This is a genomic window from Mesorhizobium sp. WSM4310 (assembly GCF_007003935.1).
Lineage (GTDB): Bacteria > Pseudomonadota > Alphaproteobacteria > Rhizobiales > Rhizobiaceae > Mesorhizobium.
Map to the genome: position 1 here is coordinate 44,352 of NZ_VFTA01000005.1, position 20,937 is coordinate 65,288.

General features: G+C 60.3%; 13 protein-coding genes. 6 read left to right on the forward strand and 7 right to left on the reverse strand.

What is annotated here, in order from left to right; translation table 11 throughout:
* The first annotated feature begins 4 nt into the window (after positions 1–4).
* Genes FJV80_RS07910 through FJV80_RS07920 form a run of 3 tightly spaced genes read left to right on the forward strand, consistent with a single transcriptional unit; the run spans position 5 to position 5,264 of the window.
* Positions 5–2,251 carry a Mu transposase C-terminal domain-containing protein gene (locus tag FJV80_RS07910; RefSeq protein WP_142876052.1) on the forward strand — a complete coding sequence of 749 codons (2,247 nt, stop codon included), beginning with the start codon at positions 5–7 and terminating at the stop codon, positions 2,249–2,251.
* Entirely contained in the window at positions 2,248–3,288 is a 1,041-nt protein-coding gene (locus FJV80_RS07915; RefSeq protein WP_142876053.1) for an ATP-binding protein, read from the forward strand. The genes FJV80_RS07910 and FJV80_RS07915 overlap by 4 nt, the downstream gene beginning before the upstream one ends.
* A 2-nt stretch (positions 3,289–3,290) precedes the next feature.
* Complete coding sequence (locus tag FJV80_RS07920; RefSeq protein ID WP_185975154.1) at positions 3,291–5,264, forward strand: TniQ family protein; 1,974 nt, start codon at positions 3,291–3,293, stop codon at positions 5,262–5,264.
* Here the strand turns inward: FJV80_RS07920 and FJV80_RS07925 are convergent.
* Together FJV80_RS07925 and dgt are read right to left on the reverse strand one after the other, a co-directional pair.
* On the reverse strand, positions 5,218–5,997 hold the full coding sequence (locus FJV80_RS07925; RefSeq protein ID WP_142876055.1) for a hypothetical protein: 780 nt from the start codon (positions 5,995–5,997) through the stop codon (positions 5,218–5,220). The genes FJV80_RS07920 and FJV80_RS07925 overlap by 47 nt on opposite strands.
* Positions 5,994–7,697 carry a dGTP triphosphohydrolase gene (gene dgt / locus FJV80_RS07930; RefSeq protein WP_348643952.1) on the reverse strand — a complete coding sequence of 568 codons (1,704 nt, stop codon included), beginning with the start codon at positions 7,695–7,697 and terminating at the stop codon, positions 5,994–5,996. The genes FJV80_RS07925 and dgt overlap by 4 nt, the downstream gene beginning before the upstream one ends.
* Between dgt and FJV80_RS07935 the strand changes: the two genes are divergently transcribed.
* Positions 7,623–8,144, forward strand: a complete 522-nt coding sequence (locus tag FJV80_RS07935) for a hypothetical protein (RefSeq protein ID WP_142876057.1) — start codon at positions 7,623–7,625, stop codon at positions 8,142–8,144. The genes dgt and FJV80_RS07935 overlap by 75 nt on opposite strands.
* 34 nt (positions 8,145–8,178) lie before the next feature.
* Here FJV80_RS07935 and FJV80_RS07940 read toward each other — a convergent pair whose 3' ends face one another.
* Positions 8,179–9,291 (reverse strand): hypothetical protein, encoded by a 1,113-nt coding sequence (locus FJV80_RS07940; protein WP_185975156.1) that lies wholly within the window; start codon positions 9,289–9,291, stop codon positions 8,179–8,181.
* A 270-nt stretch (positions 9,292–9,561) separates the two neighbouring features.
* Between FJV80_RS07940 and FJV80_RS34455 the strand changes: the two genes are divergently transcribed.
* The gene (locus FJV80_RS34455) at positions 9,562–10,032 is read left to right on the forward strand and encodes a hypothetical protein (RefSeq protein ID WP_185975157.1); all 471 of its coding nucleotides are present in this window, start codon (positions 9,562–9,564) and stop codon (positions 10,030–10,032) included.
* A 114-nt stretch (positions 10,033–10,146) separates the two neighbouring features.
* Here FJV80_RS34455 and FJV80_RS07945 read toward each other — a convergent pair whose 3' ends face one another.
* From FJV80_RS07945 to FJV80_RS07955, 3 genes are read right to left on the reverse strand one after another with little or no spacing between them, the layout of a single operon-like run.
* Entirely contained in the window at positions 10,147–12,369 is a 2,223-nt protein-coding gene (locus tag FJV80_RS07945) for a DEAD/DEAH box helicase (RefSeq protein WP_246688926.1), read from the reverse strand.
* Positions 12,350–13,669, reverse strand: coding sequence for an ATP-binding protein (locus FJV80_RS07950; protein WP_142876060.1), 1,320 nt, complete (start codon positions 13,667–13,669; stop codon positions 12,350–12,352). Before FJV80_RS07950 ends, FJV80_RS07945 begins: the two co-directional genes overlap by 20 nt.
* Complete coding sequence (locus FJV80_RS07955) at positions 13,666–16,023, reverse strand: TerB N-terminal domain-containing protein (protein WP_142876061.1); 2,358 nt, start codon at positions 16,021–16,023, stop codon at positions 13,666–13,668. The genes FJV80_RS07950 and FJV80_RS07955 overlap by 4 nt, the downstream gene beginning before the upstream one ends.
* 303 nt (positions 16,024–16,326) lie before the next feature.
* On the opposite strand from FJV80_RS07955, the gene FJV80_RS07960 reads away from it, so the two are divergent.
* A complete protein-coding gene (locus FJV80_RS07960; RefSeq protein WP_142876062.1) occupies positions 16,327–19,725 on the forward strand; it encodes a TM0106 family RecB-like putative nuclease in 3,399 nt (1,132 codons plus the stop codon).
* A 429-nt stretch (positions 19,726–20,154) separates the two neighbouring features.
* Here the strand turns inward: FJV80_RS07960 and FJV80_RS07965 are convergent, their stop codons facing one another.
* On the reverse strand, positions 20,155–20,913 hold the full coding sequence (locus FJV80_RS07965; RefSeq protein WP_142876063.1) for an amino acid ABC transporter ATP-binding protein: 759 nt from the start codon (positions 20,911–20,913) through the stop codon (positions 20,155–20,157).
* Positions 20,914–20,937 lie beyond the last annotated feature (24 nt).

Genomic DNA, 20,937 nt, shown 5'->3' on the forward strand with positions numbered 1-20,937 from the left:
AGGCATGAAAGTATTGAATCCTGCCTCGGCAACAAGAGCCGAGAGAGCCCATCTGTTCGGCCGACACGATCGGCTGCTCATCGATGGCCAGTCCTTCAGGGTGGAGCGGAAGGTCAAGGACACGCATGTGCTCCAGCCCGTGACAGGCGACCTGATTGCGGAAGACTACTTCGTCACGAAGTCCGACAAGGAGATCAACGCACTGATCCGGTCGAACCGTATCCGGATCGACGAGGGCCACTATTCGAAGGCCTTGGCCATCCTGCGCGTGCGGTTCGACGACTCCGACTTGACCGACCTATCTGAGGAAGAACTCAGGACTCTCGCATGGAAGAAGGAATGGTGTGTCCGTTTCCTGGACTCCGCCGCGAACGTGCAGGGGCATTGGCGCCCACGCCGCATCATCGATGACTTCGCCCGGTTTATTGAGGAGAACCGCGATCGAATGGATCGATGGTACCTTGACACCTTCGGAGAACGCAGGCGCCCTGGGCGAAGAATTCAGGGTGAGGTTCGTAAGGCTTTTGACTATCCAAGCCCTTCCGGTCTGAAGAAATGGCTGGCGCGCTTCATCAACGGCAACTGCCGCATGGACAGCCTGCGTCCGCACTACTCCGAATGCGGCAACCGCAACCAATTGGACCCTCGCGTAGCCGACGTGATTGCGATCGAGGTCCGGAAATTTGCTAATCTGCTGCAGCCCAGGATGGCCGACATCTGCGAGAACGTGGACCTTGCCCTGTATGACATCAACGAGAGGCTGCCCAAACACCAGCACGTGTACGCGAGCCACAATGCCGTCCGGCGCAAGATCCACCTGCTTGATCCGTTCATGGTGGACGCCGGCCGCAAAGGACTCGACTACGCTTTTCGGAAATACGCGCCGGTCGGCAAGGGATTGCAGGTCACGCAGGCTTTGGGGCGCGTCGAGATGGACGACTGGGAGGTCGATCTCCACACGCTCGTTGCCAAGTCGAAATTCTGGAAATCGTTGACGCCTAAGCAACGCAGCCTCGTGCCGCGTATCCGAACGACTTTCACGGCAGGGATCGACTGCGCGTCGCGAGCCATCGTTGGCTTCAACCTCGCGTTCGGCCCTCCCTCCACCGCCGCGACGAAGAGTGCCCTCAGGTCGGTCATGATCGACAAGAGCGCGCTTGCCAATGCTGCGGGAGCAACGGCGTCCTGGCACATGCACGGTCGCCCGCTCAACGTGGCCACGGACGGCGGCCCCGTATTTCGCAGCGAATTCGACACGGCGGCTTCGAGGGTCAGCGTTCCCCGCGTCGTGCCGGAGCAAGATCCGCGCAAGCGAGGCACGATCGAAGCGTTCTTCAGGGTCATCAAGCGGCTCTGCCGCTATTTCGCGGGCCGTTCCTTCTCCAACGTCGTGAAACAGGGCGATTATCCCGCAGAACAGCTCGCCTCGCTGACCGTAGGGGAATTCTACAGAAGCCTCATCAGGTTCATTGTCGACCATTACCACATGAGACCGCATCGCGGCCTCGAGGGGCGAACTCCCTATGCAAAGTGGGAGGAACTCGCCAAACAGGGGCTGCCGCCTTCTCCCTCGGACGAACAGCTGGTCGTGGCCTTCGGGCTGACGCGCAGGCAGCGGTCGATCACAAAGCACGGAGTGGAGTCCGTCGGTATTTCGTACAACTCAATGGAGCTGACGGAGCTTCACATGAAGGTCGGCCAGAAGAAGGTCGACGCCATCGTCGAGCCCGAGGATCTCGGCCATCTATACGTCCTGATCCCCAAGCATATCCGGGGACGGCTCCAAGGCATCCCCGAGAACCAGCACTTCCTAAGGGTCCCTGCTGTCGACCAAAATTTCAAAGGTAAAACGCTGGCCGATTACCTGCTCGGCAAACGCGCTGTCCGTGACCTCCTAAAGCAAGAGGAGGAGTTGGGAAGGCCTATCCGCATCAGCGCACACCGGGATCTCCTGGACCTGTCCAGGGGTGTCATGGACAGGGCGGCGATCCCGAGCCACGTGGTCACCGAGAAGGCCCTCGATATGCTTGAGAAGCGTATCCGCTTCGCCGCTCAGGCGGCGCTTGGTCCCGACCAGTATGCCGAGGAGACGGATGGCGAGCAGGTGGGCGAACTTGTCACGACAGCAAAGAGACGCCAGTCCAAGCGCGACGAGCCCGACCAATCCACAACGCTACAAAGGCATGACGCTGGAATGAAGTCCAAGCCTTTCGGCGGAAGCTTGAACCTCTATGAGGGAGAAGACAAATGACTGCCACCGAAGACATCGAGGCCGCGCCGGAATGGAGTGACGCTGCGTCCGACGACGACTTTCTCGACGCAGTGTCGGAACGCATGACCGATGAGGAGAAGCGCGTCAAAGCGGCCCTCGAACTGGCCAAGAGCGTTTATGTCCCGTGCGGACGCGACCAGGGTGCCAAAAAGCTTCTTTCTCGATTCGTCGCGATGATGCTCGCGAAGAAAGCTGGCCGGCGAGACGACGGGCGCGTCTTGTTCGTCACCGGGGAAAGCGGCGCCGGCAAGACCGCGCTCGTCGAGCGCATGCTCGCGGAGAACGCTACCCTGGCTCCGATCCAGAGATCGTACGGCCTTATCAAGCCCGTTGTCACCCATACGTTGATGGGACCCTCGACTCTCAAGTTCCTGGGTCTGAACATCCTGAAGGAGGCCGGATACAAGATCACTCGGAAACTAGAGCAGGGCGAGGTCTGGGACATCCTGCCCGAGCAATTGCACCTGCGCAAGAAGCTGCTCATCCATATCGACGAGACGCAGCACCTGTTGAAACTCACTGAATCGGACAAGGAGCGGGATTCAATCAGGAAAGCGATCAAGGGAGTAATGAACTACAAACCGTGGCCAGTAAGCTTTCTTATGTCTGGGATGCCCGGCATCAACGCGCTTGCGGGACTCGACGAGCAGGTCGAGCGACGGTCACGTCATTTGCACCTGCCAGACGTCACGCTTCCTGAGGAGCGTATCCTGATTCTCAACATTGTCACTGCCATGTGCGACGCGGTGGGACTTGGCCATCGCGCAGTCACCGAGAGCGACCTTCCAGACCGCATCGCCCACGTTGCCAGGTATCGGTATGGCCGCATCGCACAGGTGGTCCTCGCGGGGATCGAGCAGGCTGCATTGAGGAGCGCATCCACCCTCACCCGCGACCACTTCGCCTATGCATACATCGACCATTCGCAGGCCCGTGGATTCGATCACATGAACCCTTTCCTCGTTGACGACTGGGAGCGCCTTGAGCCGGGCCTCTTCTTGATCGAGGACAAGTGATCGTGAGGACGAACGGTTGGGTTCTCGGACCGCTAGGTTTCGCTTACCAGCTTGAGGACTTGGAGCCTGCGGCCGGGTTCGCGTCCCGCCTCGCTGCGCTGAATGGCCGATCCCTAAAAGACCTTCTTCGCGACATGAGCATCCGGCAGCGAAGCCTGGATCTAGGCCTCGCCTCGGCGGTACGGGACGTCGCCACTCTCGGACGGGCGGATCCCGAGCGCCTGCTTCGGTACACACCCGTCGGCAAGACCGAAAAGCTGTACGAGGTTGCAGGCGAAACCGTCATGCGTTTGGCGGTCAACCGGACGTATTTTCGGTACTGCCCGCGATGCACCCTTGAGGATATGAGCCAATATGATGGACCAGCACGAAGCAGGCCTTGGCTCCGGCTCGAATGGACGCTTTCACATTTCCGCTCCTGTCCCCGGCATGATGTCTTTCTCACGACGACGAACCCCACGCGCACACCCTTCGCCCCGTTCGATTTCAGTGGCACTATGGAAACCCTGTTTCCTACTCTGCGGCAGGCTGCCGAACATGCTGTGTCTGCAGCCTCCTCCCCCTTCCAGATCTGGCTTCAGGACCGATTGCGCGGCCTTCGTTCCCGCGAGAACTGGCTCGACGACCTCCCGCTCTACGTCGCGGCTCCGTTCTGTGAAGCGCTCGGCGTATCGTCGCTGCACCAGCCGAAGGTCCGGGTGGCGAGCTTTGCGACGTCGGACTGGGCGTTGGCTGCCGACGAAGGATTTCGGATCGCCAGCGCTGGCGAGGAGTCCCTGCGCACTCTCTTGGAAAGGCTCAACGGCGGACAGGCATCGACGCGAGGGGTCTGGGGGCCCCGCGACACCTATGGCTATGCCTACGGGCTCCTGCAGAAGACCGTCGCCGATCCGGCTTACGGCAAGCTCCGCGACGCCGTGCGCACATTCGCTCTCGAGACCATGCCGATCGAGCCCGGCACCGACGTTCTTGGCGAGGTCGCGGGCAAGCGCAAGGTTCACACCGTCCGAACCGCTGCCCGAGATTCCGGGATGCATGCGTTGAGCATCCGTCGGCTTTTTGCTCGAATGGGCGTCGACGAGGCTGCCGATCATTCCGGCATGATGGACCATCGCATCCTTGTCAAATCCGAGGAGGTAAGCCGCGTTGTCGCCGAGTTGAAGGGTGCGCTCACCGCGCCGGAAGTCGAGCGTCTGCTGGGCGTTCCCCGGATTCACCTGAAGGACCTGGTCGCGCGGGGATACTTGGTCGGGCTGGCCGGGACCGGCAGCAGGCGGAACGCAAAGCGCCGTTTCTCGAAGGCCGATGTCGAGGCACTGCGAGATCGACTATTCGACGGCTCCCAGGAGATTTCCGAGCCGACAGAACGTCAGGTTGACGTCACTGGTGCCCGCCGTGCGGCCACCTGCACCATTCCCGACCTCCTGGACATGATCTTCACGGGAAAGCTCGCCTGGAAAGGACGGCTTGCCGGTAGGCATGACTACATGGCGTTGCTGCTCGACGCCGACGAGGTGACGCGGATCGTGCGTTCGGGCGGAGCACGCACCAATCTCACTAAGGCAGAGACCGAGGCGTTCCTTCCCGGTACGCATGAGCGTGTCGTGAACAGGCTTATCGAGGCCGGCCACCTCATGCTCGTTGAGGAATTCAGTCCCGACGCAAGGCGGATGATCCCGGTGATCTCGAGGGAGAGCGCAGAGGCGTTCAGGTCACGCTTCGTCTCACTAGGCGAACTTTGCCAAAAGACCGGAATGCACCACAAGAAGGTTCGTTTGATTCTTCGCCTGGCCGGCATTGAAGCCGTGCTCGATCCCGCTGTCGTGGGCGCCTTCTTCTACAGTCGAGACCTGGTCGACCGATCCGAATGCCAGTCACAGTCGATGTGGTCTTATGAAAAATCAGCGCTGCAAAGAAAATCCCGATCGCTCAGTGGGCCATCCCAGGGAGGCTCATCTGTTTCGCATACACAGTAGCGATCCGCGTCCGATCGTCCTTGCTAGCCAGCAACCGACGCAACGTCTGCGCGTCCCCGAACATAGGGAGGAAAGTCCGTTTGCAGCGCTTGCTCTCTTCTCGAACGAGGCCCTGAAACCCATCGTCGTCGAGATGCTCGTCTAAGAAAGCTCTCAGCTTGGGGCCCGGTTCCAAATCCCATGCGAGAATCCGTTGAACGGCCCTGTACAGATTTCCGAGATAGGAGGGATTGGGTAGCAGGCAGATATCCATTCTTCCCCGTCGGACGCCGTCCAGATAAGAGTCTCCGCAGATTACCTTTCGCTCTTTCAGGTCGTAAAGGATGGCATCCCAATCAAAGAAGGTGCAACGTGTGATGTCCTCCAGACGCTTGACCTCGACGTGCCCTTCCCTAGCCGCCCAAGTCGTCTCCAAGGCCCAGAAATCCAGCTTCCACCCTTCCTCAACGAAGGAATAACCACCGAATTGATTGCGCCGAGCGCCATTCCTTGCCGCCACCTGGGCAACGGCGGCGGCCGGCGCCTGTATCACCAAGTCGATGTCGGAATGAAACCCTCGCCTGCCGGCTCGGGCCATATCCCTGACCATCCCGCCAACAATCGCAACGCGCTCGAAATCAAGGAAATGCTTCTTAAGCAAAGAGCGCAGACGCACGTTTGTCGTGGATTTTTCCCACCAAAGGTACTCATCCATTCTCCGCTTCACGATCCGCTGCTCTGCTGCGACCGTCACTCCGGGATTTCCTTTATCTGTTTCCACAACTTCAACGCGAATGAATCGGTCATGCCCGACACCATATCCGTCAGCAGATGCAGTTCGCGATACCGCATCGCCGATGCATCCCCTGAGCCTAAACCGCTTCGGCCTGCCTCTTCAATATAGTTCGAACTCACAATGGACCAGCCGTATTTTGCCAAGGCGCCATTCCGCCGTGACCCAATGTCGTCAAAATCCTTTCTGTCGCTGATCGAACGCCAGAAGAACGTCATAAGGCCGTCTAGCGCCGCGGCTCCGATAGCCTCCATCTTAAGGACAGACGGGTTTGCAAACGCGTGCTTTTTTGCCACGTCTTTGAGGGCACTGCAAAGCGCCACGTCCTCCATAAGTGGCGTATCATGGGTTTTGGCCAATATGGCGTCTGACGAGGCCACGAAGCTCTTGCTCGCCTCCTGTATCAGCTCCTCTATGAGGTAGGCCCGGAGGTAACCGATCTTGATGTCCCGCGCCACGTCCGCGTCTCTCCCGCTTGCCTGAACCTTTGTAAACCTGTCTCGGGTTTTCATCACCGCCCCGGAGGATGAGCTGCGCGGGTCGTGGAGGAGGATCGCTAAGACGTCGTCAGGAGATATGATCTTCTTTTTCATGACGTCGTCCACATCAAGGATGCTGTACGCGATGTCGTCGCAAGCCTCCATGATCCAAGTGAGCGGATGACGTTCCCCTTCGGCCATTCCGGTTTCGGCACGGACCCAATCCACAATCTCGCGTTCGGATTCAAAGTATCCAAATTTCTTGTTCACCAGGTGGTCCGGGTCGATGTTGCTGGCACTCACCGGGTATTTCAGCAGGGCGGCGAGTGTACCTGCAGTTAGGTGGAGACCCGCATGATCGACGTTCGTCTGTAGACGTGTCACCAAGCGGAACCCTTGTGGATTGCCGTCGAACTTGAGGAATTCCCGGTGTAAGTGGGGTGGTACTGGTTTCTCCAGTTGCGCTTCATGGCCCTCCATCTCGTGAGTGAAGATCCAGTCCGAGCGTTGGGAGAACCACTTGCCGATGGCGGCCTCCCCTTGATGGCCAAACGGTGGGTTGCCCAGGTCGTGGGCTAATCCAATTGCCAGAAGGACGGGTTGGACGTGCGTATGTAGGTCTGCGCCGAAGAATGAAGTGCCCTTATCGAGCGCTATTCTCGATCCGATAGACCGGGCGAGATTGGCCACCTCATGCGAATGGGTAAGACGGGTTCGAACCCCATCGTTTTCCTCCATGGGCCAAACTTGAGTCTTGTCGGCAAGCCGCCGGACCGGAGTCGAAAACAGAAGTCGGTCATAGTCCTGCTGAAAGACCGATCTCCACCCTGGTGGGTCGGAATCCAAAGATCTGTCACGTCCCCAGCGCGCGGTAGACCAAATTGAACTCAAATCACACCCTCCAGTTTGATTTCCGGGAGGGAGATACCTCAAACTTGGTTGTAAAAGTGTTCGTGACAACTGTCCGTCTCGCCGGCAGCCAGAACCGACACTGGTGGAAGGACGAGGCACCCTTCCAAGGGGGGTATCGTCAAAATTGATGGCCGCTTTGAAACTTGCAGGTCCGCCCGCGACAATGGCTGGAACGAGCGAGAGGATAGGGCGGACATGGGCCGAAGGCGCAACAACAATGGAGTAGAGGGCCAAGAAGGAACCCGACATACTCGTAACTTCATCGTCCATTTCCGGCGCAACGAGTTTTACGATCCGGGATTTCCGCCTTTCTGGGAACTGACGGTTTCGAACTCCAGGCATTCGTACCGGGTCATGGTGGGCGTCCCTGCCGACCAGCTCGACCTGGCAATTACGAAGCTGCCGGAGCCATCAGCCGAAAGGCAGGGCGTCGACTTCATGCAAGCCTACAAGGAGGTCTACCTCCCGGACGACATCAGGCGGCTCACTGGCGAGAGCTTGATGGGGTTCCTCATCTACAAGGTGAAGTTCGCGCCGCCAGGATCGCCGTTCACAGAGGGGCGGTATTACAACGATGCCGACCTTGCCCGCCCGATCACCCAGACCGAGGCGGACACCGCCGCCAACGACAGGCGCAAGGAAGCCCTATTGGGAAGGCTGGAAGCCGAGAGAGCGTTCCAGCGAGTCCAACGTCATAACTACCGGATGCCCCGATAACGCATCCGAACGGTTTCACTTCACCTTCACCAAATTAGCCGCCGACGAGTGTCGCCACGAGCGGCGCCGGCTGGCTCTTCGCCACGCTTTCAAGAGCCATCAAATCTTTAAGGAGAGCCAAGATGCGGCTTGATCCGTCATGCAATCCCCGGGGATCCAGGCCAATGCCGTAGTACGCTCCCTCGTGTGCAACCGTAAGCCACTCAGGTGGCGGTGGGTTCCGGTCCACCTTGAAGAGAAAATATCGGTTGGTGGCGTCTGTTCTGAGGCCAGTATCCTCGCGCCCAACGTCGGGATTGAGGCCCAATTGGTATGCGGCGATTTTTCCAAGGTAGATAAAGCCAGCCGCAGCCGACCTGGGATGAAATTTTATCGCGACTTTGTTCGCGTCCTTGCTCTCTTCCTTCTGTTTCGCCCCACATATGTCGGAGGGAGATATCTTAAAGTTTCGAAGAAACCTAAATCGGTCGATATCGGTGACTTGACCAAAGTCTATTTGCCCGTTCGCCGTTCTCGGTCGGAAGCAAACCCTAAACTGGGATGTATCCTTTACCAAACTATAGCGACCGTTCTTCATCGAGACCCTTGGCGCCTTATCGGCTGGGGCAAGGAGCGCGGCAAGCACTTGCGGCTGTTCCAATCTGGCCGCAGAAAGTGACGGGCCGATTTGCTTCTCCGTAGAGATGTCTTCAATGTTCATCCCTCCATCGGAAACCAGCAGATCGACAACTTGCTGGAAAGGCAAGTAGCCATCTCTCCATCGCTTTGGATCGTTAGAGATAATATCCTCTCCCTTCTCATTGTAAAATATCAAGTCGGATGCCAACAAGCCAAAGACAATCCGGGGTTCGTACCCTTGTTGAATGAAGGAAAACAGGGTGGATTCCGAGAGAGGATTATGCAGGCCTTGGTAAAAATCTTGATCGTCTTGCGACGAGGAAGAAAAATTGTTTGACAGAGATGCCTGGGAGCTGATGTTGGCGCTGATCGTTTGCAGCGGCAACGGCGATGCGTGCCCACCTCGGAACGGGAACGGGATGGTCGCTCCGGCGGTCCCGTTTAGCGAGTTTATTCCGGTTGTTCCCGAGAGGTTCGAAAACTGCAGAGGCTCGGCGTAGGCCGCGCGAACGACGTTCTCCAAGATCATTCGATTTCGGAAAGTGTCTGCTTGGTCGTTAAAGGTCGTTGCACGGGGCGAAACCGCATCGACCGCCGCGCAGCGGGCTGAACCGAACATGAGCGCACAGAGCAATAAGAAGTTAGAACATATTGCCCAGAATCTGCTAGAATCCTTCGACATTGCGGTCCCCGCACTAATTGGCCAACCCTTCTACTATAGGCCTTCTACGATTCGTCGATGGTAGCAAGACCGAGATCATGTAAAAGGACTCTTGATAACAACTTTCGGAGAACCTCGATGTCTGAGCATGAAAATAACTATCCCGCCGCCAAGTTTTCAGCCGCCAGGATGTTTGCAGCGCTTGGCAATCGATCTGGCTTATCGGTGACCGGAGTTGTAAAGCCAGGCAAGGGCGATGCGTTTCATTTCGCGGACCCAGCCAGCGACGAAGATTGGCTAACAGTCAGAGAGCAGCGCGTTCACAGCTACGAGCCACTGGGATTTGCGACATTCCAGGGGCGAAGGTATCCGCGCGTTCGACTTCATTTGACAACCCCAGATACAGCTACGGAAAAACTGTACGCTAAAGCCGTAAGCGCCAGCTTTGGAGATGGCGGCGCAGGCAGCGGTCATTTTCCGCAAGACGGAGGATCGGGCAGCGGCACTTCTGATGGCGGCACGGGTTCCGGGCATCTTCCCCAAAAGGGAGGTTCCGGCGCCGGCAGCTCTGACGGCGGCACGGGTTCCGGTCATCGACGACAGGGGTAGAGGCAGCAAGGCACGCTTTGCAAGGCTAGTGGTCGGTCTCGACAGGTCGCTATTCCCCAGACGAACCCACTTTGCCAGAACCCTCCATCAGATCGTTCTGGCACCCTTTTGGATTCAGCGGCGCCGATCCGACAATTCAGCCGCGATGGCGCCGATCTCCTTCCCTATGGTCGCCCGCGCCTTTGCCCATAGTTTCCTCAAAAGGGGCTTAGGCACCAGTCCGTCAAATCTCGCTGTCTCGATATTCTCGACGAACGCCGAAATGGACTGAATGTCCGGCGGGCGCTCGGCTACCTGCCGAAGGACCGCCTCAGCTTCTTCAGGCGTAGTCTCCAGGACTGTCACGCCGACTTCATGCACCACGCATTCAAGACCCGCTGAAACTAGCGTGAAGGCGAGAACGGCATTGGCTTCGGTGCCTCTCCAGCTCAGGACGTGCGTATCCTTCCCTGCTGGCAGGAATCTGATCTGCCGCAGTCCGAGTTCCAGATAGGCCTCCCTTCCCTGGCGCAGGAAGTCAGCGGCGGCCGCGTCGAGATAAGCGGGAATGTCGTCGCCTTCCAGTACCGCCCGCATCTCGGCCGACAGCCTGTCGTGGACAGGCTCGCTCATCACGTTGTCGAACTTTGGAATCTTCCCAGACCGATGCCGCTCCACCTCGAGCACCTTGCTGCGGTCGTCCACCGATGCGATGCGCCAGCGTTGCCCCGCGAACGCAATGACTACCCCGACGGCGACCGGATTGGAGATCGGAATGGTGCCGAGCGTCCGGCCACCGGAGACGATGCGCCACTCCTCGTCCGTCGAGAACACCGCGTAGAAGTCGCGGCCAGCCGTGAGCCGCTCTCCGATCTCGCCGAGCATAATTGTCCCATCGGGCGCTTGCTCAAGCAGCCGATTGTCCTGCGATGCCATCGCTCGCAGGAGCTCGACGTAGTCGCCCTTTCCCAAAACGGATAGCGGACCAGCCGAACATATCGCGTCGAAGAGGCGATCGGCGCGTAGCCCGCCCTCCTGAGTGATCAAGGAGAGCGTCTGGTGAAGCGCGACCGTCGCGATGCCGTCGACGAGGGAAGGCGGCTCGACGAACTTCGCGACGAGCAGGCGCACAGTCGCAACTGCACGCACAGTCTCCAACCTCAGATGATCGAGTGGGTCGGAATCCGGCCCGAGATTTCGTTCCCGCACGTACATGCGAAGGATTGCCGGAACGCCGCGCCGCCGGCCGCTGCGTCCAAGACGTTGGCGGAGCGATGCGACCGACCGGGGCGCCCCGACCTGGGCCACCGACTTGATCGATCCGATATCGATGCCGAGTTCCAGCGTCGTCGTCGCGACCGCTGTCGTGGGCAGGTTGGACTGCTTCAGCCTGTCTTCGAGTTCTTCCCGCAACTCCTTCGATAGGCTGCCGTGATGGGGGAAGAATTCATTTGGGACGCCGCCATTCTCCGATCGCGTCCGCAGCCTGTCCGCCAGGGCCTCCACGCGCTTGCGTGACCCGGCGAATACAAGGTTGTTCGCTCCACGAAGCGTCGCGAACATGTGGTCGGCGATGAAGTCCAGTGCGACAGGCTTCTCCTCCGCCTCCAGCCCGTCGATTTCTTCGGCGTCCTCGCCATCCGCGTATGCCCGCACCTGGAGCCTTAGCTCAGGCGAGTCGGTCGAGGACTCCACGATCGAAACGGACGAAGGCGAAGCCGGGTGCAGCCAGCCGGCGGCAACGGATAGGTCGCCTATCGTGGCGGAAAGCCCGATCCGCCTTGCCGGTTCCGCGGACAACGCATCCAGCCGCCGCAGCAGCGTTGCCAGATGGAGGCCGCGAGGCCCGCTCAGGAAGGCATGCAGTTCGTCGATGACGATGAAGTCCAATGCGCCGAGCATCCTCTTTGCATCGCCCGGACGACGCAGGAGCATCGCCTCAATGGATTCCGGAGTTATCAGGACGACGCCGCTGGGGTCGCGTCTTGTCCGCTGCTTGGCGGCTTGCGGCGCGTCCCCGTGCCATCGCACGACGTCGATCTCCATCCGCTCGCACAGATCGTCCAGGCGACGGAACTGGTCGTTGATCAGGGCCTTGAGCGGACTGACGTAGAGGACCGACACGCCCGGCTCGGTCCTCGCAGCCACTTTGGTCAGGACAGGCAGGAAGGCGGCTTCCGTTTTCCCGGCCGCCGTGGCGGCCGCGATCAGGACATCATTCCGGCCGCCTAGGATCGCGTCGATCGCCTTGTCCTGGACGTCGCGGAGCTCTTCCCATTTCCGCTCCCAAATCCAGCGCCGGATCGTTTCATGAAGCCTGTCGAATCCGGAGGGGGCCTCAGAGCCTGACGGTGGCAAGATCCTCGTCCCCACCCTCGGTTTCGCCCTCGCTCTCGTCTGCCGAAGAGCTTTCGGCATCCGGCGCGACGTCGACACGGCCCACCAGGCTCGCCCATTCCGTTCCAGGATTCTGTTCAAGGATTGCCAGGAACTGCACGAACGCCTTTATCGTGTTCCGGGGCGTCCTGAAGTAGGCGTCGCCGACGTGCTTGTTGCAATGCTCCATGAACGCTGGGAGCGCCTCGTCGGGGACGAGATTCTTGTCTGGATCGCCGGAGGCAAACACTGCTCGGATATTTGAAAGAAGGATCAGAAGGTCCTCAGGCGTGAGGCTTTGGAGGCGAAGCACCGGACCGGAAAGATCGATCAGGCCGTTCGTCGCGAACGCATTCTCGGACAGGCGGGACTGCAGGGCGGAGTAGCTGTACAGGCCGCGGCGGGTGTCCATGAGGAACTCCGGCGTGCCGCCGAACGCGAACCCGAAGCCGCCGAAGGTGCCCTGCAGCACGTCGTTGAGCACGCGCAGGATCTGCTCGAAGTTCTGGTTGCGCGCCTGGGAACTCTGAAGCTTGTATAGGTTCACCATTTCGTCGAAGACGACGAACAGCCCGGCGTATCCTGCAAGCTTCACGAACGCGGCCAGCAGCTTGAGGGAATCATAGACGTTGTCGTCATAGATGATGTTTCGGACGCCAAGCGCTTGGCGTGCCTCCGTCTTCGTGGAGTATTCCCCGCGCAGCCACCGGAGGGCCGAGGCCTTGAGAATCTCGTCGCCCTCCTCGTTTCCTCTCCAGTACGCCTTAAGCACTGTTGCATAGTCGTAGCCGCCGACGTGTTCCTGCAGGTGCGCGAGACGCTGGTCGATGATGCGATCAACCGGCACGCTCGCTTGGCCCGCCTCCTGGATGCAGTCCGTAACGAAGCGCTCCACCACGCTTGGCAATGCACCGCCGTCGGGCCGCGTGCGCGTCGCCATGTTGCGGACGGCTTCAGCATAAAGTCCCCTCGCCTGGCCTGCCGTCGCATGAATCCTGCGGTCCGGCGCGAGGTCGGCGTGGATCGTGACGCATTTGCGCTCGAGTGCGACCAGGCGCACGAGGTTCAGGAAGAAGGTCTTGCCGGCGCCGTATTCGCCGATCACGAAACGGATCGCAGCTCCGCCTTCGCAGATGCGGTCAATATCCCGTACCAAAGCTCCCACCTCGGCCGCACGGCCGACCTGCACGTGGCGAAGTCCTGTCTTCGGGACGACTCCGGCGGCGAGCGCCTGCAGGATGGCGTCGCGGTCGCGCGTCTTGATAGTCGTCACTGCCGTCATGCTTCCACCCTCGCTTGCTGCAGCTTGTCCCTGAGATGCTCGGCGACTGAAATACGTTCGTCGCCATCGACTATAGGTTCGTCGAACCTGTCGAAACCCCATTCGTTTATCGTTTCGATCGCGCCGTCGGGCAACAGCCGAAGCTTCCGTGCCTCGTCTTCGAAGGCTTGCCGATCAAGTTCGCCGCTCTCGGCCAGAACGCTCAGCAACCTGGCATGAGCGCCGTCGAGACCAGCGAACTTTCCTTCCGCAGCCACAGGTTCCCTGAGTTGAGGCGGAGGGGCCGGCGGCTCCTCCTCGATGAAGATGCCCGCAAGAAGCTCCGACACGGCCGTGGTCTCCGATTTGATCCGCTCCAAACGGCCATGATCTATCCTGACACCGCCAGAGCGGGATGCTTGAGGCTGCGGGGGGATCGGAATGCCGGTCGCCCGCGTCTCCGGAGCGACGGCGACGGGCTCGTCCAGCGCGACCTCCCCTCGATGTAGGGCGGAATACAGGTCCTCTACCGGGTAGCCGAGCGCCTTGTACAGCCGCTCAAGGAATTTCACTTCGTCAGGAGCCGCGTGACCATCAGCCAGGACTGCCGACATGGCAGCCCGGACGGCGCTGGCGCGGGCATCCGCACCGATGTTGCGCAACTTCTTGATGGCGGATTGCTGCGCCGCTGGGTCCCTGAGAAGCGTGCTGGCGTACGCCATCAGCCTCCCGCGCTCGACGCCGCCCACGCCGGGAAACGAACGGATGTCCGCCTTGATCGACTCGAATTCGCTGGGCTCGACCCTTCCGTCGGAAACGGCCGCCAGCGCCGCCACCTCTACCACAGCCCTGGCGGCAGCATAGGCGGAGGACTCGCCGTCCACGGGAGCCCCTTCCTTCGCCTTGAACAAAAGGATGTAGCCGTCGGCTTCCAGGCCGCGCGAGCCGTATCTGCGGTCCGGCTCGAAGCCAACATCCAGCTTGTCCATCAGGGCGCCGATCTGGTTGCATAGGCCAGCGCCGAGTTTTCCCTTGGGCGGGATTTCCATTCCCAAGGCTTGCGCCAGTCGCGTCACCTTGACCCCGGCGATCCTGTGTTCGCCAAAAAGATCGTCAACGCGCTTGAGCGCCGCTGCTCCGGTCCCCGAGCCGGACGTCAGGATCTCCTTAGGCAACAGGAAAGCGGCCTCGACGGTGCCCTTGGCCTCAGGTTTCTTCCCGAGCAGTCGGCTATAAGCCGCAAGTTCGTCGGTGCACGCGTTGAGAAGGTCTCTCAGTCCATCGATTGGCGCGGAAACGGCAGCGACGTCGGGAAGCGGTCCGAGCTCGCTATCCGACAGGTCCACCCTGCCCCCGAAGCCTCCGCTCGCCGCCCGGTATTCGATTTTGATCTTGGTCGTCGGCGAATTGACCTTCAGCCCGTCCGGATAGCGCGACGTGAACCGCACGTGCCAGAGTTCGGCGAGTTCCTCGAAGCATCTGGCTGCGGGCGTGCGGAGCTGCGTATCCGGAAGGGACAGTACCCAAAGAAGCCCATCAGTGCTGTCGAAAGGAAGCTTGGAGCTTAGCTTTCGTCCGAGATGGAGCCTTACGGACAGAGGCATCTCGTAGCCGCTCTTCAGATCTGGAGAGAGTGCCGGGCGGGAGATGTCCGGGTCCGCCATCAAATCCGCCACGTCCAAGAACTTCGATGCGTAGCCCTTGAAAGAATAGTTCTCGCCATGGAGCGCAAGTAGGCGCCGAACCTCCGCGGCCATCGCCGGCGCCTCGTTCCTAGCCTCGTCGATGAAGAGACGACGTTCGAGGCCATAGAAGAATATGAAAACGTAGCCTATGCCGATCGAAGGATCGTTTCTGCCCCCTGCAAGCCATTCGAGGAAGGTTCGGCGCGCTCCAGGGGAGATCGAATGGTATGATGGCCAGTAAGGCAACGTCCTGCCTTCAGGGTCACCTCTTATGGACCCGACCTGACAAGTTGGATCAACCAGCCAGTTCTCGGCTCCGGATTTCCCGGTGAAGGACGCTCCGAGATAGAACATGCCTGAGTTGATCGAGACTCCTGCCACCCGAACGCCTTCTCCAGAAGGTATCCATTTTGCCGGAGCCTTGGGCAGACGACCGCTATCGCCTACGAGTGCGCTTGCCGTAACCGGGCGCCGCTCCCACTGGTTGCTTCCATCTGTGAAGCGCCTGCCAGGACGAGATCGTGGGTCCTGCCAAGGCTGCTGCGGCGACGCAGTCCGTTCGCTCAGCGGCGCAGACCGTTCCTGCATAGTTCGGCGTGAGCGCTGCGGCGCCTCTTCTGCGAGCCTTTGCTTGCGTCCCAGATAGATCAGCCACGCAACCAACGCCGCGCCGATCAGGAACCATTCCATAGTCGTCCCCCCGGACCCTCAGGATATTCCGCTGACATCATGGCATGGTCTGCGGGTATCGGACAGTCTTCGACCAAAGATTGCCGACGACGGCAAACAATTTCGACGTCGAAGAGCGCCTTCTTTGGTGATCACCGCCAAAGAGAACCAGCCAATAGCGTTGCGTGGCGACCACGCGATTACCACGCATCCCATTATCTTGCGGCTTCCGTGTACCGTTACGCGGCGAAAGTTTCTCCCGCTAGGGTTTATTAACGGCAGGGAATGGAAATAGGCTCCGTGGCAGCAATGGGGGACACGGTTATGCAGCTGGTTGCAGGCGAACTTCGGCTTAGCGCGAGTGACTTGGTAGGCCATCTAAGTTGCCACCATCTGAGCGTTCTTGATCGGGCCGTTGCGCAGGGACAGCTCACAAAGCCAACCTACTGGGACCCGCAGCTGGAGGTTCTGCGCGAGCGCGGCGCCGTGCACGAACAGAACTTCGTGCAGCATTTGATCGACAGCGGATTGGGATCAGCGCGGATCGACGGCATCGACGTCTCTGACGCAGCCGTTGAGGCGACCCTCCAGTTGATGGCAGCAGGCACCGAGGTCATCGTCCAGGGAGCGCTGCGTCACGGCCGTTGGGGCGGTCGGGCCGATATCCTGCGGCGTGTGGAGAAGCCAAGCAAGCTGGGCGCTTGGTCGTACGAGGTGCTCGATACGAAGCTTGCACGGGAAACGAAGGCCGGCACGGTACTTCAGCTCTGTCTCTATTCCGATCTGCTGGAACGAGCGCAGGGCCTTGCGCCGGATCACATGCATGTGGTCGCCCCGTGGTCCGATTTCGTGCCGCAGACGTTCCGCTTCGCCGACTATGCGGCCTATTATCGCCAAGCGAAGCGTCGGTTCGAGCAGTCACTCGAGCAGGAGAATGCTCCAGCCACGTATCCCGACCCGACCGCTCACTGCGACATTTGCCGCTGGCACGACACCTGCGATGGCAAGAGGCGGGAGGACGATCACCCCTCGCTGATCGCCAGCGTCACGAAAGTCCAAACCAGTGAGTTCGGGCTACACGGCGCCTCGACGATGGCTGGCATCGCAGCGCTTCCCCTGCCCCTTCCCTGGGGTCCCGAACGCGGGTCAGTCGGCTCCTACCAGCGCGTGCGGGAACAGGCGCGCGTGCAGGTGGAGGCGCGGGAAACGGGGCAGCGCAAATTCGAGATGCTTGAGATTGAGCCGGGGTTCGGACTGGCGCGCCTTCCTGAACCGTCCGACGGCGACATCTTCCTGGACCTCGAAGGTGATCCGTTTGTGGGAGAGCACGGTCTCGAATATCTCTTTGGCTACCTGTCCAGCGACGATCAAGGCGAAAACGTTTATCGCGGCGAATGGGCTCTCAGCCGATCCGAAGAGCGACAGGCTTTCGAGCGGTTCGTCGATTTCGTCATGGCGCGCTGGGAGGCGTACCCGCACTTGCACATCTACCACTACGCCCCCTATGAGCCAGCGGCCCTCAAGCGTCTGATGGGAAGGTACGGCACTCGAGAAGACGAAATCGACCGGATGCTGCGCGCGGAGCTCTTCGTCGACCTTTATTCGGTAGTTCGCCACGCCGTTCGTGCCAGTGTCGAGAGCTACTCCATCAAGCGTCTCGAACCCTTCTATGGCTTCGCAAGGCAGGTGCCGCTCCCGGAGGCGAACAGCGCGCTCACGAATTTCCAGGCCAATCTCGAGCTCGGCGATGTCGCGTCCATCAGCGAGGAAACCCGCGCGACCGTGCGCGGCTACAATGAAGACGATTGCCTCTCAACGGCTGCCCTACGCTCATGGCTCGAAGATCGACGAACCGAATTCATCGCCGCCGGCGTGGAGGTGCCGCGGCCTGCAGAGGGCGATGATGGTGCACCGAACGAGAACGTCACGGCCTGGCTCGCACGTATTGCTCCCGTCATCGAGGGTCTTCTGCATGGCATTCCCGACGATCCCGCAGTTCGCTCGGACGAGCAGAAGGGGCGCTGGTTGCTGGCCAATCTGCTGGACTGGCATCGGCGGGAACTCAAGGCTGCATGGTGGGAGCTCTTCCGCCTTGCTGCAGTGTCGGCCGAAGAGTTGCTCGACGAGCGGGCGGGGTTGTCAGGCCTTGTGTTTGTCGGGGAAATCGGCGGAACAGCTCGCGCCCCTATTCACCGCTACAGCTACGCTCGGCAGGAGACATCCCTGCGCGGTGGCGAAGACCTCCGCAATTGCGGCGGCGACAAGTTCGGAAAAGTGGAGGCGATTTCGCTCGAGGAACGAACCGTCGATATCAAGAAGCGTCAGGACACCGCCAGCCTTCATCCTGAAGCCATTTTTGCCCACAAGGTCGTCGGCGCCGAGGTCATCGCGGAAGCTCTCCTCCGCATTGGGGAATATGTTGCGGCGAACGGCGTCGAAGGCCCAGGCCCGTTCCAGGCCGCAAGAGATTTGCTGTTAAGGCGTCCACCTCCCATCGGCGAGCATCCTGTGAGGGACGCCGGCGAGAGCACACTGGATGCCGCGCTACGGTTGGCGGAGCATCTCGGCGAAGGCGTTCTGCCCGTGCAGGGACCGCCGGGGGCGGGAAAGACCTTTACGGCAGCGCAGATGATCTGCGCCCTCGTCCGGCAGGGCAAGACGGTCGGGATCACCGCAAATAGCCACAAAGTCATCCGAAACCTCATAGACAAGGTCATCGACGAAGCCGACGATCTCGGAATCGACCTCCAGTGCGGCCATAAAGCTGATGAAGTTGAGGACGGCCAACATCGCTTGACATTCGCCCGTCGGAGCGAAGATCTGATCGCGGCGATCGGCCAAGACGTGAACGTCGGCGGCGGGACGGCTTGGCTCTGGTCTCGTCCTGACGCATTTGAAGCGGTCGATGTGCTGTTCGTAGACGAGGCGGCACAGATGGCCCTCCCCAACGTGCTCGCCGTCTCGCAGGCAGCGAAGACGCTTGTCCTCGTCGGTGATCCTCAGCAGCTCGACCAGCCGATCCAGGGCAGCCACCCTGACGGGTGTGACGTGTCCGCCCTCCACCACATCCTCGATGGCGCCCAAACCATCCCGCCGGACCGCGGCCTGTTCCTCGACGAAACATGGCGGCTGCACCCCGACATCTGCGGGTTCACATCCGAGCTATTCTACGCGGGGGAGCTCCGTCCTCGCCAAGGGCTGGCGGGCCAGTCGATTGGTGGCTCGACACGCCTGTCCGGTGCGGGCTTGCGGTGGCTGCCTGTCGTGCATAGCAGCAATCAGAGCAATTCGCCGGAAGAGGCGGAAGCCATTGCGGACTTGGTGAAGGAAGTAACCGCCGTCGGCACTGATTGGACGGATCGCCTTGGGAACGTCCGTCCGTTGACGCTCGACGACTTCCTCATAATCGCGCCTTTCAATGCCCAGGTGTTCGAGATTCAGAAGCGCTTGCCGGGCGCGCGGGTCGGTACGGTGGACAAGTTTCAGGGTCAGGAGGCGCCGATCGCTATCTATTCGACAGCAACATCGAGCCCCGCCGATGCCCCGCGTGGGATGGAGTTCCTCTACAGCCTCAACCGCTTGAACGTAGCGACGTCCCGGGCGAAATGCGTGTGCGTCCTGGTGTCGTCCCCGGTACTCTTCCAAGCTGAGTGCAGAACGCCGCGCCAGATGCAGCTAGCAAATGCACTTTGCCGCTACTTGGAGCTCGCGAGGCCAATTTGACCTCGTCGCAACCGGTCGGGTGAGAGATAGGTTGCAACGGACATTATTAGCATTAGCTTTGCGAGGCCGAGACGGTTTCGCCAAAGAAAAGCCGGACCGACGAAGTCAATCTGAAGGACGTTACCAGACGGTTGTCCGCCACGCAGAGCGACAACCCATTCGACGCTAGCCGCAGCCGCGCCAGGACGGCCGGGAAAACATTTCCCGGCCCCGCGTTCCGCCCCAAGCGAACGTCTATCTCAATCGCAAAACGACCGAGATGGCCGCGAGTGAACTGTCTGCTAATACAGTGTTTTGTGCGCAAGCTGCCGTCTGCCCTAACCGAAATTCTCGTGCAACCGCGCTCCGGTTCTTGAATTTGGCATGTCAGAAAAGCGACAACGCGTCGCTCGTTGCAGAGCTTTGTTTCTACGAATTGTCACAAGACTGCTAGTGCTTCAGAACGCGCGCTAAAAACGCCCGCGCGCGGTCGTTTTTCGGATGGTCGAAGAACGCCTCCGGCTTGCCGATTTCCATAATGGTGCCCTGGTCGATATAGACGACCCGGTCAGCTACCTCGCGGGCGAAGCCCATTTCATGGGTGACGATCATCATTGTCATGCCGTCTGCGGCGAGTTCGCGCATCACGTCGAGCACTTCGCCGATCATCTCCGGATCCAGCGCCGACGTCGGCTCATCGAACAGCATCAGGTGCGGCTCCATGGCGAGCGACCGCGCGATGGCGACCCGCTGCTGCTGTCCCCCGGATAGCTGACCCGGATACTTGTGGGCATGCGCCGACAAGCCGACCCGTTCGAGCAGCTTGAATGCGGTGGCTTCGGCCTCGGCCTTCGGCTTCTTGCGCACACGCATCGGCGCTATCGTGATGTTCTCGACGACGGTTTTGTGCGGGAACAGGTTGAATTGCTGGAACACCATGCCCACGCCCTTGCGTATGGCAGCTAGTTCGCGCTCCCCGCCCAGCAGGCGGTCCTGTGCGACCGGCATGTCGTAACCGTCTACGCGAAGCCGACCCTTCTGGTACACTTCCAGACCGTTCACGCAACGGATCAGCGTCGATTTCCCAGAGCCGCTGGCGCCGATCACCACGACAACCTCGCCCCGCGTAACCGAGAGCTCGATGTCTTTCAGGACATGGTGCTGACCGTAGAACTTGTTCAGGCCCGACATTTCAACGATTGCGTTCATCGCGAGGCTCCTAGGGAATTGCGG

Bases quoted from the DNA above. Each gene is read 5' to 3' on its own strand.
- FJV80_RS07935 (WP_142876057.1), top strand. From the start codon at position 7,623: ATGGGCCGAAGGCGCAACAACAATGGAGTAGAGGGCCAAGAAGGAACC.
- FJV80_RS07960 (WP_142876062.1), top strand. From the start codon at position 16,327: ATGCAGCTGGTTGCAGGCGAACTTCGGCTTAGCGCGAGTGACTTGGTA.
- FJV80_RS07955 (WP_142876061.1), bottom strand. From the start codon at position 16,023: ATGGAATGGTTCCTGATCGGCGCGGCGTTGGTTGCGTGGCTGATCTAT.
- FJV80_RS34455 (WP_185975157.1), top strand. From the start codon at position 9,562: ATGTCTGAGCATGAAAATAACTATCCCGCCGCCAAGTTTTCAGCCGCC.
- FJV80_RS07910 (WP_142876052.1), top strand. From the start codon at position 5: ATGAAAGTATTGAATCCTGCCTCGGCAACAAGAGCCGAGAGAGCCCAT.
- FJV80_RS07940 (WP_185975156.1), bottom strand. From the start codon at position 9,291: ATGATCTTGGAGAACGTCGTTCGCGCGGCCTACGCCGAGCCTCTGCAG.
- FJV80_RS07915 (WP_142876053.1), top strand. From the start codon at position 2,248: ATGACTGCCACCGAAGACATCGAGGCCGCGCCGGAATGGAGTGACGCT.
- FJV80_RS07965 (WP_142876063.1), bottom strand. From the start codon at position 20,913: ATGAACGCAATCGTTGAAATGTCGGGCCTGAACAAGTTCTACGGTCAG.
- dgt (WP_348643952.1), bottom strand. From the start codon at position 7,697: ATGGACGATGAAGTTACGAGTATGTCGGGTTCCTTCTTGGCCCTCTAC.
- FJV80_RS07950 (WP_142876060.1), bottom strand. From the start codon at position 13,669: ATGACGGCAGTGACGACTATCAAGACGCGCGACCGCGACGCCATCCTG.